Below are 12,841 nucleotides of genomic sequence, written 5' to 3'. Positions count from 1 at the left end.
ATCCGCACAAATGAAGAAGCTTCACGCAGAGGATTGCCATAAAAACCTCGAAAAGTTCCAACCATACCAGCTCCTTATCTACCGATCGAGTGACCACCTCCAATGTGCGATGGAAGGTCGTCGGCTTACTTGGCCTGATTTCGGCTCTAACCTTTGTCGACAGAGTGAACCTTAGCATCGCCGGAAAATATATCCAGGACGAATTCGCGTTCAAAACGGAATCTATGGGATGGATTTTGAGTGCGTTTAGCGTCGGATACGCACTCTGCCAGGTACCCGCAGGATGGCTAGGTGATCGTTTTGGCCCCAAGAAGGTCATCACCGTCGCCATTCTGTGGTGGTCATTATTTACGATTGCGACGGCATTTGCCGCTGACTTTCCATGGGTTAGCTGGCTGGGGATGGCGTGGTCGTTTGCCTTGGTCAGATTCGCGTTGGGCGTAGGAGAAGCTGCAGCATTCCCTAATTCCAACAGACTTATTGCCGATTGGATTAATCCTGAGCGGCGCGGAACCGCCAACAGCATTTTTCTGGTTGGTATCGGGTTGGGCGGAGCGCTGACGCCTATCGCGATCTCATGGATTATGAAGCGGTGGGGATGGCAGTCATCGTTTTACATCTGCGGCGCCCTTGGCCTCATTCTTGCAGTAGGTTGGTATATATATGCCACGGATCGACCGGAAGAGCACCATGGGGTCAATCCGTTAGAGCTGCAAGCTATCAGATCAGCTTCCAGGCAGAGCAATACTGCACTACATCAGAATGAAGGGGCACGGCCGGAAAATATCTCTTTATTGCCCCTATTCCGCAACCCGTCGGTTTGGCTCTTAATCCTTAGTTACCTGTGCATCGGCTATCCTGCTTACATTTACTACACTTGGTTTTTCATCTACTTAGTGAACGTGCGTCACCTTCCGATTGAAACAGGAGGACTCTGGGGTTCAACCCCGTTCATTGCCATCTTAGTGCTTACCCCGCTAGGAGGGTGGTTTTCAGATCGTGCAGCAAAGAGGTGGGGGCGGCGGCGAGGCCGCCAAGGTACCGTATGGTTGGGAGTAGTACTTTCCGCCATCATGCTGGCCGCTGGAGCCAGAATCAGCAATAACACCTATGCCATTGTATTGCTGGCTTTGGCCGCCGGATTTAATCTCTTTGCAACCCCCGCATTTTGGGCTACCTGTAATGATCTATCTCCACGTTCCTCAGGCTCACTCTCCGGGTTGATGAATATGGGCGGGAATATTGGTGGATGGCTTTCACCCATTCTTACCGCGACGATTGCTGTGAGATTCGGTTGGCAGAATGCCTTGTACTTTGGTTCGTTGATGACTCTCGTTGCCGGGTTCTTTTGGTTTTTTATAGATATTCAAGAAAGTTGAAAATCCGACATTTGTCTCCCCTTCCGCATGCTTCCATGAAGCTCTCACGAATCTCTCTTCTTTAATGTCAACACCTATCCAGCGTAAGCGGCTCTTCCCCCATCAGAACTTACTCCGTCTCAAGCTGTACCACGCCAATAAAGCGGTCTCGGCCAATAATCAAACAAAGGCTTCTGGTTGTTAACATTTTATGTGCATGCGTAATATCGGCCAGACTGGATAACCATGCCGTGTGAGCATGTCTCAAACTGGAGACAGCCACAAGGAAGCAACATGGCATTAGTGCACATGGAGAGCGATGATGTGTGTGTTGCTGACACCACCGTGGACGAAGTCGCCACTGAGAAGGATCTCAAAGTTGTGCAGACGGCCGAACGAGTCTGTAGCTGACTTGACCACAGGTCCCCATAGCTGTTCATGCGTAAGGAAGTTGACGGCGCCGTAGGTCGTTCCCATCGATGTGCCTTCGATAATGAGCACACGCCCCTGTCCTTGTGAGTTATCGAGCAGGGCGATGTGAGTGATAGGATTCTGCGGCTGATGTTGTAGACGCCGATCATAGGAGTAGAGCTTCTGCTCGCCAGACTTCGGCGCTTTGTTCTCGATGGAGTAGATATCGGTAGAGAAATTCCAGTGGGAGACGAAGTCCATGTTGGGTTGGTAGAGCGTCACCCATGGGTTAAACGTCTCTGATCCGATGAGGATGAGGTTGTTGTCGTGCGTGTCCGCCACAGCGACATCACGAGCGTAGCGAATCTCCATGTTGCGCTCGAGTTGCGGCATGCCCATATAGGCTGGCGCACGGACGAGCTCGGCGACGAGGCGGAGGTCGGCCATGGGGGTGACAGATCGTATACTCAACGGGACATCGAGGCCGGTAGGCGGCCGGCTTATGGTGACCTGCCGCTGGTAGGTCTGGTTGGCGTAGTTTTCAAGAGAGACGGGGTGCTGCTCCCAGGCAATATAGGCGTCCAGGCTGGCATCGCCGGGCACGATGATCGTTTTGCGCTCGGACGTAAAGAGCGCACGCCATAGTTGCTGGGGCTCGTGGCTCGCTCTGTCAGGCGAGCCGGGCCGTAGCCAGAGATAGACGGCAATGGGCAGCAGAATGGCCGCCGCTGTTAATAAGGTTACGGCGGCGCGAGCGGTCAGCGGCCAGGAAGCCGAAGTGAATTCAGTTGCCGGTTGCGTGATGGGAGTGAGCGGCGCAACATGCTCGGTGAACTCCGGTGATTTCTTGTTCGAAAGGGTGCCAGTCTCAAAGTGGGCGACATAGCCTCCTTTTGGGACGCTGATACGCAGATGATCGGCTTGGCCCTCGTCGGCATAATACTGTTCGATCCGCTGGCGAAGATGACGGGCGGTACCACGGACGATTGTGTCTTCACCAGAGTTATAGCCTGGTGACCGGTTGAAGACCTGAATGCCGATCTGCTGCTCGGTAAGGTTATCCAGCCTTCCGGTGAGTGTGTTTTCGACGACATATTGCAATAGAGAACAGAGCCGGGGCGCCTTGCTGAACGTACGGCTGACAAGGATGCGCTGAAGTGCCTCGCGCGACATCTCGGGATCGGCAGAGCTTGGTGCCTCGATAGCGGATCTTGTTCCCATCAAAGTTCCTTGCCAATTCGGCTGCGATTACAAGAGTAGACAAAAAGCGCATCCCTTGGCTAACCTTTCCTCAGGATGCTATCCCTCCTACCATCAGTAGATTTCACCGTGTCATACACCGTGAAACTCCTCGATTCTCGTTACACCTGTAGATCCTAATCCTTATATTCCTCCTGCTCTGAAAAATGTATTCGGGAGCGTCGGCTCTCAAGCTGTCCGGACTGCGGCTGTGCTGCTTTGTCTGTCTCTGGGCAATGACGGATAAGGGAATAACTGGCAAAGGAAGAAAAAATGAATAGACGCACGTTTATAGGAATGACCTCCTCGGCCGCGTTGGCCGGCTTGCAGAAGGCGGAGGCGATGCAGCCTGCTAAGACAATGGGCGATAAGCGGCCAAATTTTCTGTTCATGATTGCGGACGACCTGATGTTTCGCACGATCAGTTCGATCAACAACCCAGAGATACATACACCGAACCTGGATCGGCTGGTGAAACGGGGATGCCACTTCACTCACTGCTTCCACCAGGGCAGTTGGACGGGAGCGGTGTGCGTAGCCAGCAGGACCATGCTCAACACAGGGCTCTCGTCATTCCGCGCTAACCGTCAGGACTCCGCCAATCAAGCGACGGACAAACCTATGTGGGGACAGACACTCCGTGAAGGCGGGTATGACACGTTTATTACAGGCAAGTGGCACTTAGACGCTGTGGGCTTGCAACGGTCGTTCAGCGAGATGGGGCCGGTGGCCCCGGGGTATCTCCCGTCGACGCCGGACATGTACAACAGGCCAGCCTCGGGAAACAACTGGCAGCCGATGAACAAAGCGCTATTTGGGCACTGGCTGAAAAAGGGACTCTGGCTAAACAAACGTGGCGACGAAACGATTCAACACTCGAGTGAACTGTACGCGGATGCAGCGATAGAACACCTGACGAAGGTGATTCCGCAAAAGAAGAATCCGTTCTTCATGTATGTGGGGTTCAATGCTCCGCACGATCCGAGGCAAGCCCCGCAGGAATACCTGGATATGTATCCCGTAGAGAAGATTGCAGTGCCGCCAAACTTCCTCCCGGAGCACCCGTTCGACCAGGGCGAGCATAAGACACGTGACGAGTTGCTGGCTCCCTTCCCCCGAACAGAGTACGACGTGAAGGTCCACCGGCGTGAGTACTACGCGATTATCACGCATATGGATGCGCAGATAGGCCGTATTTTGGATGCCTTACATGCTTCGGGCAAGGCGGACAACACGTACGTCATCATGACAGCCGACCATGGGTTGGCTGTGGGTGAACACGGGTTGATGGGCAAACAAAATCAGTATGAGTGTTCGATGCGGATACCGCTGATCATCACTGGCCCCGGCATCAAGGCAGCCAAGCGAGTCGACGAGATGGTGTATCAGCATTCGATGTATGCGACTACGTGTGATCTTGCCGGCATCGAGACACCAAAGCATGTGGAGTTTCCGTCATTGGTTCCCATGCTGCGAAACGAGAGCACAGAACCAATCAACGATGCGATGTTCGGTTGGCTGAATGTGCTACAGCGCAGCATACGAACGAAGAAGCACAAGCTGATCTTCTACGCGCCAATCAATCGATACCAGGTCTTCGACCTGGAAAAGGATCCCTGGGAGGTGAATGACCTGGTAAATGATCCCGCATATGCCGAGGTGAAACGGGAGCTGATTGCAAAGCTTAAGGAAGTCCAAAAGCAGTTGGATGACCCAATGGACATTGATCATCCAGAGCGAAAGTATGGCGTGTCGAGCAGGTAACGGCCATATCAAAAGCTGTATTTCAACATATGAACAAACCTTACAAATTTATGGAGGACGGCGCGGCCGTTAAACAAATATGAATCGACTTCTCAGGGTACTTGCTCTTCTTGTACTACTGTTCTCCTTCAGGTCAGAGCTGCTTGCACAAGCAGCGACGGGAGAGCTAAGCATAACCATCGCGGACGCATCGGGAGCGGTAGTGAAAGATGCCGAAGTCACGGTGAGCGGAACGGACACAGGCGCGACTGTGCGCGTCTTGAAGTCAAATAGCCAGGGCATTGCACAAGTTCCGCTGTTGCAGCCGGGGCGGTACAACACACACATCGTTGCGGAGGGCTTCAAAACAGTGGACCGCAATGCCGTTACCGTATCTGTGGGCTCGGTAGTCTCACTCGATGTCGCACTGGAGCTTGGTGAAGCTACGCAGGTTGTGACCGTAAGTGGAGAAGCTCCACTGATCGAAGATAAGTCTGAGACTATTGCTCAAGTCGTGAGCTCGAAGCAGGTGACGGACCTTCCATTGAACGGCCGCAACTACCTGGATGCGGCGAACTATGTCCCAGGCGCGATTCCTACATCATCAGGTCGCGACAACTCATTTTCCGCTTATGGCAATACAGGTCTGCAAAATGCGTTTCTATTGGATGGGGCGCGGAATGTGAACTATCTGCGCGGCCTCGATAACCGGGCGCGTGACATGGTGCGGCCTCCATTGGATGCGTTGCGCGAGTTCACGGTACAAACCAGCAACTTCTCCGCAGAATACGGCGCGGCTGCCGGTGGTGTTGTGAATGCGATCACCAAGAGCGGCACCAACCAAATCCACGGTTCGGCATACGATTTTTTGCGTAACGACAATTTGGACGCGCAGAACTACTTTGCGGCGACAAAGCCCCTGCTGGTGCGAAATCAGTATGGTGGCTCGCTAGGCGGCCCGGTGATCCGCGATAAGGCCTTTTTCTTTGCAGCATACGAGGGCATACATCAGAGAGATGAGACACCGCAGACAGCGACAGTCCCGACCGCGTTAGAGCGTGCGGGCAATTTCTCGCAGACGAAGAATTTGGCCGGTTTCGTGATCCCGATCTACGACCCGAACACGACAACCGGTACAGGTACGGCTGCAACCAGGACACAGTTTGCGGGCAATGTGATCCCCTCAAGCCGACTCAACACGATTGGTAGCGCACTGGCACAGTACTATCCGTTGCCAAATACGCCTTCGGTGGGGCCGAATGTGTTCAGACGCAATGCGCCGGAAAGAATCGATATCAAAAACGGTATCGCGCGCGGTGATATCCAACTCTCGTCGAAGGACTCGGTCTTCGGTCGGTATGCGCAAACGAACTCTTCGACGGCGAACGAGGCAGCATTGCCAGCTCCGGCATCGGATCCTGGCATAGCGACGACCACCTCAAAGGGCATCGGCGCGGGATATACACGTATTATCACGAACTCCCTGATCAACGAGTTTCGCTTCTCGTGGGCGACAATGGGCATTGAGTCCGCCGGAACGTTGCCGCGTAACGAAGTAATCCAAGGCTCGCTGGATCAAGCAGTAACGGAAGGAATGCCGACATTCAACGTGTCAAACATAACGGGACTTGGCGCACAGGGACCCTGCTGCGGCAACAGTCCACTGAAGAAGACTTCAGGCGTTTTCGATTTTGCCGACAACGTTTCATGGTCACATGGACGACACCAGTACAAGATGGGCGGAGAGTTTTTGTGGATTCGACCGAAGACATTTTCGGCATCGAACGGCCGTTCGTCATTTGGTTTTACTGGCGTCTTCTCGCAGGATCCGCGTGCGCGCGGCGCCTCAGGCAATGCAATTGCAGACCTGTTGTTAGGCGACGCCAATACGTTGACTACGGGCACGGTAGCACAGAATGAGGAGCGCGGTATTGCCTACGGCATCTACGCAGCAGACCAGTGGCAGGTAACGCCGGAGCTGACGCTGAACTATGGGGTGCGCTATGAGTACGACTCGCCATTCATTGAGGTCCAAAACCGTATGGCGAACTTCGTGCTTGATCCGGGACCGCTATACGGTCAGTTTATCTTCTCAGGCGACTCGCGCCTTCCGCGCGGACTGATCTATCCAGACCGAAACAATATTGCGCCGCGAGTTGGTTTTGCGTACAGAGTGCCGGGAGTAAAGGATATGACTGTGCGCGGATCGTATGGCATTTTTTACGCGCAGGACGAGGGAACGGGAGTAACGAACCGTCTGACGAGTAACCCGCCATTCTTCGGGTATGGTGCTGTAACAACATCGAGCGATCAGTTGAATCCTGCAACGGGTTTTGTGCTGTCGTCATCGGCCTCCATCCCGCGACCGACACCCATCTCGCCGGGTTCGTTTGTGCTCGTGCCAACTGCAACAGCCACCCTGGTGAGCTGGCGCGAGCACTTTCAAACCCCTTATGTACAACAGTGGAGCCTGAGTATCCAGAAGCAATTGCCGTGGGATGTGCTCGCTGAGGTGAACTACGTGGGCAACCACGGCTCGCAGTTGCTGGGACTCGGTCAGGGTAACCAGCCGACGGTATTGAATTCTACTTCGGTAAACTCGCGTCGTCCGTTGGCAGCTTATACGATCGCTCCTGTGAAGACGGTAGACAACTGGAACTCAAGCCAGTATGAAGGTGTCTCTGCAAAGTTCGAGAAGCGCTTCGAAAAGGGATACTCCTTCCTGAACTCGTTGACGTATGGCCATGCATTTGACCTTCAGAACCCAGCTCTCGATCTATGCGATACATGCGGTGTTGGCAATACGATCCAGAACAACTACAACCGGAGCGCAAACTACGCTTCGGGCGACAATGACGTTCGCTTTCGTTATGTACTAACTGGCATCGTTGAACTGCCATTCGGTAGGGGCAAACCATGGCTTGGCCAAAATGCAATAGCCTCAGCAGTGTTGGGAGGCTGGGCCGTTTCACCGGTGTATCAGTACCAGACAGGTCTTCCGTTTACACCCGGCATGAGCTTCGATGCGGCAAATGCAGGTACGTTGACGCGTCCAACTCAACTGTGCAACGGAAATACTGGAGGCGCGCACACAACACAGCAATGGTTCAATACAGCCTGCTATATCAACACGGCCCCATATACCTTCGGTAATGCGGGAAGAAATATCCTTCGCGCACCAGGAAAGAATCAACTAAATCTCAGCCTACAGAGAAACTTTCCGCTTCCTAAGCTGCGCGAAGGCAACCTTAACCTCCGACTGGAAGGGTTCAATCTGCTGAACCATCCACAGTTCAACGCTCCAGGGGGCACCATCGGCAATTCACTATATGGCGTCATCACGTCATCCGGCGACCCAAGGCAGATGCAGATAGCAGCAAGAATTACTTTCTAGGCAAGATAATCGCGAGTAGCTGGACTCCAGTCATGGAGTCCAGCTACTTTTGCCGACAAATGCCGCAAAAGTACAGATAATAAATTCGTTACGCAGTTAATACACGCGGTTTACTTCACGGTAATAGCGCCGTTTCTTACACCCCAATCTGAATAACTTAACATCAAAACCTCTTTGATCGAGCCCTTTGCGAATTCGGATTCATACGAGATAACGTTTATGGCTCATAAAGATCATCTGGTTAGTGAGGACGTATGGAGACTGGACAAAAACATCTGGATCGACGTCAATTCCTGCAGGCAGGAGCAGCTTGCGCCTTGGGAGCAGTTAGCTTGCAGGTAGCGGACGCTTTACCTTCAGGCGATAAGAAACCGAACATCATCTTTCTCTACACCGAGGGACAGCGCTGGGATTGCACAAGCATCGCAGGCCACCCTCTGCTCAAGACTCCCAATATGGACCGCATTGGCCATGAAGGTGTGCGGTTCGAAAATGCTTTTTGCACGAATGCGCTCTGCGCACCAGCCAGGGCGACGGCAATGACCGGCATGTGGTCACGATCTACCGGTGCGCTTGATAACAAAGGTGCCCACGTCCCGTTACCCAGGGATATCCCAGTTTTTACAGATTATTTGCGCGATGCTGGTTATGAAACAGCAATCGTCGGCAAGGTTCACATCCGAAATGGCCTCAAAGAACGCTATTGGGACTACTACCTTGGCGTTAATTCGCCTGCGACCAATTACTACAAGCCAGTGATGGCTGAAGGGCGCAATGGCAAGATTGGTGAGCCACAGGTTTGGGACGAGGGCTACTGCGACGACTTTGTCACTGACCGTGTGCTCGATTGGCTAAGACAGCCGCGCGATAAGCCATTTGCACTACTCCTCTGGTATCAGACACCTCATGCTCCATACTTCCGTGCTCGACGGCATCTGGATTTGTACAATGGTGTTCCCATCCCCAAACCAGTAACCTTCGATGATGACAAAAAGGGATACCCAGGAAAGCCCACGCCCTTCCGGGTCGCCGACAACAAGATCGGAACAACAGATACCTCTGATGCAGTGCGATCTATCGAAGAACTCTGCAAAGATTACTATGCTGGTCTCGTCGCAATTGACGAAAATGTTGGGCGGATCTTCCAGCATCTCGAAGAGAAGAAAATCATGGAAGACACAGCCATCATTCACAGCTCTGATCACGGTTACTTGCTAGGGGAGTGGCGCTTGTTCGATAAGCGTCTAATGCACGAGCCCTCAATTCGTGTTCCTATGATGATTCGTTACCCAAAGCGCATCAAGCCCGGCATCGTGAAAAAGGAGATGGTGCTGGATGTGGATATTGCCCCCACGGTGATGGATCTGGTTGGGCTGCCAATACCCAAGCAATTCCAGGGTAAATCGATGCTCGAACTCGTCGATAAACATAATCCTAAGTGGCGCAAGGACTGGCTTTACGACTACTACGAGTTTCCTGGAAACGAAAATGTCGCGCCACATCGAGGGGTGCGTACAGACACGCATAAATTCATCCATTGGTATACACAATCGCCCGAAGAATTCGAACTTTATGATCTGGCGAACGATCCCAATGAAATTCGCAACCTCTACGGCGATCCTAGACATGCTGCCGTGCAAGAAGCATTGAAGAAAAGATTGATGCAGTTGCTGGAAGAGATACCAGCCGGTCCTGCATAGCCGTCCAGAAGACCTCTCGACGGAATTTGGCTCACGCCCTGTGGAGTCCATCAAGAAGAACGACATTGTCGCTGGCTGGCTGAGCAGGTGGAAACGAGGGATTGGGCTGCGAGTAGCCGGAATCGTTGGCAGGCGACATTCTCATTATTCTTCAGGGTTGGTATCGACAACGAGAAGATCAACCGTCTTCCGGCGGCACGCATTCGACGGAAGATGGGTGGAGGACGCGTTCGCTTCTTGTCCGATGAGGAAGAGATGCGCCTTCGTGCAACCATCGGGCGCCGGTTCAAAGAGTTCTTGCCTCACTTTCTTCTCTCCATCCATACCGGGATGCGGATGAGTGAGCAGTATGGTCTGCGATGGAGCCAGATCGACTTCGAGCGTCGGCAGATTCGTCTTCCCAAAACCAAGAACCGCGAACCATGCCTCTAAACTCGGTTGCTTTCGCTACCCTCAAGAAACTGCATGGGGAGGGCAAGATGATGAAATCAGTGCCGATCTTCCCTTCCGCCCGAAGTGACGCATCGCTTCAAGGTTCACAGGGCTGGTTCCCGGCGCGCTCGAAGAGGCGGAGATTGAGGCGTATACGTGGCATTGCAACCGCCATACCTTTGCCAGTAGACTAGTCATGGCTGGAGTAGATCTGCGCACGGTCGCAGAGATACTCGGGCGCAGGACACTCCAGATGGTCATGCGGTATTCCCATCTCGCTCCGGAACACCAGGCCTCGGCTGTCGATCGACTGGTGAAGGCGAGAAAACAAAGGGACACCAAATCGGACACCGGAGATTCTGCGGCAAAAGCGATGAAACGCAGAAAGATCGCGAATAGCTGAAATATAGGTTGTTACAATGCGGAGAGGTGGCAGAGCCCGGTTGAATGCACCTGACTCGAAATCAGACATAGTCGCAAGGCTATCGGGGGTTCGAATCCCTCCCTCTCCGCCACTTTCTCTAAATACCCCATAATCAACACCCTGAAACCACTCTATTCGTCTTCTTCGATACCGGATGAGCGCTGATCTCAGTTTGATTTTGCTTGCCCGCAGTGCGGAAGTGCGGAAGAATGGATGCCGCGCGACATGCACACAAAAGATATGACTGTAGACACCACAGCTTCGGTCGGTCAGGAAACCAAGGACCTGCTAAAGCAGTTGGGTGTGGATTGCCACGAATACTCAGTCGGCAACCTTGATGTTCATACTCCCGTTACAGGCGAGGTGATTGCGCAGGTTTCTACGGTCGGCACAGCAGACGCTGCTGAAGCGATCTCCACCGCACACTCTGCCTTTCTGGAATGGCGGACAGTACCTGCGCCGAAGCGAGGAGAGCTGGTTCGCCTGCTGGGCGAAGAGCTGCGCTCGGCGCTGCCCGTGCTTGGCCGTCTTGTCACCATCGAGACCGGAAAGCTGCTGTCGGAAGGGTTTGGCGAGGTGCAGGAGATGATCGACATCTGCACCTTTGCCGCAGGTCTCTCGCGCCAGCTCAGCGGACTGACGATTCCATCGGAGCGCGCCGGGCACCGCATGATGGAGACATGGCACCCGCTGGGCGTGGTGGGAATCATCTCCGCATTCAACTTTCCCGCTGCTGTATGGTCTTGGAATGCCGCGCTGGCGCTGGTGTGTGGAAATGCGATCGTCTGGAAGCCCTCCGAGAAGACGCCCCTTACGGCGCTTGCGGTACAGGCTATCTTTGAGCGCGCCGCTGCAAAGGCCGGTAACGTTCCGGCAGGCCTGTCAGCCTTATTGATCGGAGACGCATCGATTGGACAACAGCTCGTCGATTCGCCTCTTGTCCCACTGCTTTCGGCAACTGGATCGACAGCGATGGGCCGCGCCGTAGGCCCGCGTCTCGCCGCACGATTTGCGCGCGCCATCCTGGAACTCGGCGGGAACAATGCAGCGATCGTCTGTCCAAGCGCGGACCTCGGGCTCGCGCTGCGGGCCATTGCATTCTCGGCAATGGGAACAGCCGGTCAGCGGTGTACGACCTTGCGCAGGCTGATCGTTCATGAGTCTGTCTACGGGACTCTGGTCGCCCAGCTCAAGCAGGTGTACGCCTCGGTCGTCATTGGCGACCCGCGTGACACAGGTACACTGGTTGGCCCACTGATCGATGGGCGGTCGTTTCGCGCAATGCAGGCCGCGCTCGACGAAGCGCACAGCGCAGGCGCTACCGTGACGGGTGGCGAACGAGTCAATGCGAAAGACCTTCCCGGTGCGTTTTATGTTCGGCCTGCGCTGGTTGAAGTGCCGGTTCAGACAGGGGCCGTGAAACGCGAGACCTTCGCCCCCATCCTCTATGTGATGAAGTACGGTGATTTTGCCGACGCGCTCGCATTGCATAACGATGTGCCGCAGGGTCTTTCGTCGGCGATCTTCACGCTCAACATGCGCGAGGCTGAAGAGTTTCTTTCCTCCACTGGATCGGACTGCGGTATCGCCAACGTCAATATCGGGACCTCCGGCGCTGAGATCGGCGGGGCCTTTGGCGGCGAAAAAGAGACTGGCGGCGGCAGAGAGTCCGGCTCCGATGCGTGGAAGCAATACATGCGCCGCGCCACCAACACCATTAACTATGGAACCGCGCTGCCACTGGCCCAGGGCGTGAGTTTCGATATTGGCTGAAGAAACGACGATGAACACGATGCCTACAGAGAAAGCGACACCTATGGCCCGCATCGACTATCGCGGCCTGCAGATAAGCGGGCGTTCAGCGCCTGACCAGTCGCTGCATCTGCTTCCGGTTCTTAGCAGACCCAACCTCTTCGGCGACTAGGTTCCTTATCCCATCCTCGCAATCTTGATTATTGCGGTTTTCAGATTGGTGTAGCGCTTCTCGTAGTCAGAGTGTCTGCAGTCACAAGCAAGATACAGGGATTCTTCGCCTGCGGCTCAGAATGACGGCGCCTTTACCGTGCGCACTAATCAGAAAACAGCTCTAACGCACCAAATGCCTTCGCCGGCTTACAGACCGGTGCGCCAGAACATTTAA

The 12,841-nt window shown here is 54.1% G+C and carries 8 protein-coding genes and 1 tRNA gene; 8 read left to right on the top strand and 1 reads right to left on the bottom strand.

Going from position 1 to position 12,841, the window contains the following annotated elements; genetic code table 11:
• Nucleotides 1–89: 89 nt before the first annotated feature.
• Nucleotides 90–1,379 carry an MFS transporter gene (locus JSS95_16190; protein MBS1801352.1) on the top strand — a complete coding sequence of 430 codons (1,290 nt, stop codon included), beginning with the start codon at nucleotides 90–92 and terminating at the stop codon, nucleotides 1,377–1,379.
• A gap of 279 nt (nucleotides 1,380–1,658) precedes the next feature.
• On the opposite strand, the gene JSS95_16185 is transcribed toward JSS95_16190, so the two are convergent.
• Nucleotides 1,659–2,990 (bottom strand): hypothetical protein, encoded by a 1,332-nt coding sequence (locus JSS95_16185; protein MBS1801351.1) that lies wholly within the window; start codon nucleotides 2,988–2,990, stop codon nucleotides 1,659–1,661.
• Nucleotides 2,991–3,281: 291 nt separating this feature from the next.
• On the opposite strand from JSS95_16185, the gene JSS95_16180 reads away from it, so the two are divergent.
• The 7 genes from JSS95_16180 (at nucleotide 3,282) to JSS95_16150 (ending at nucleotide 12,474) form a co-directional block, all read left to right on the top strand.
• Nucleotides 3,282–4,772 (top strand): sulfatase-like hydrolase/transferase, encoded by a 1,491-nt coding sequence (locus JSS95_16180; GenBank protein ID MBS1801350.1) that lies wholly within the window; start codon nucleotides 3,282–3,284, stop codon nucleotides 4,770–4,772.
• Between the two features lie 79 nt (nucleotides 4,773–4,851).
• Nucleotides 4,852–8,145 (top strand): TonB-dependent receptor, encoded by a 3,294-nt coding sequence (locus JSS95_16175; protein ID MBS1801349.1) that lies wholly within the window; start codon nucleotides 4,852–4,854, stop codon nucleotides 8,143–8,145.
• A 254-nt stretch (nucleotides 8,146–8,399) separates the two neighbouring features.
• A complete protein-coding gene (locus JSS95_16170) occupies nucleotides 8,400–9,845 on the top strand; it encodes a sulfatase (protein MBS1801348.1) in 1,446 nt (481 codons plus the stop codon).
• Nucleotides 9,846–10,100: 255 nt separating this feature from the next.
• Nucleotides 10,101–10,277, top strand: a complete 177-nt coding sequence (locus JSS95_16165; protein MBS1801347.1) for a tyrosine-type recombinase/integrase — start codon at nucleotides 10,101–10,103, stop codon at nucleotides 10,275–10,277.
• 91 nt (nucleotides 10,278–10,368) lie between these two features.
• Nucleotides 10,369–10,680, top strand: coding sequence for a tyrosine-type recombinase/integrase (locus JSS95_16160; protein MBS1801346.1), 312 nt, complete (start codon nucleotides 10,369–10,371; stop codon nucleotides 10,678–10,680).
• A gap of 20 nt (nucleotides 10,681–10,700) precedes the next feature.
• Nucleotides 10,701–10,792 (top strand) — tRNA-Ser (locus tag JSS95_16155).
• Nucleotides 10,793–10,941: 149 nt separating this feature from the next.
• On the top strand, nucleotides 10,942–12,474 hold the full coding sequence (locus JSS95_16150; GenBank protein ID MBS1801345.1) for an aldehyde dehydrogenase family protein: 1,533 nt from the start codon (nucleotides 10,942–10,944) through the stop codon (nucleotides 12,472–12,474).
• Nucleotides 12,475–12,841 lie beyond the last annotated feature (367 nt).

This window comes from Acidobacteriota bacterium, from assembly GCA_018268895.1.
Taxonomy (GTDB): domain Bacteria; phylum Acidobacteriota; class Terriglobia; order Terriglobales; family Acidobacteriaceae; genus Edaphobacter.
The sequence above is the reverse complement of the archived record's forward strand: the minus strand, read 5'-3'. Positions and strand labels throughout refer to the sequence as shown.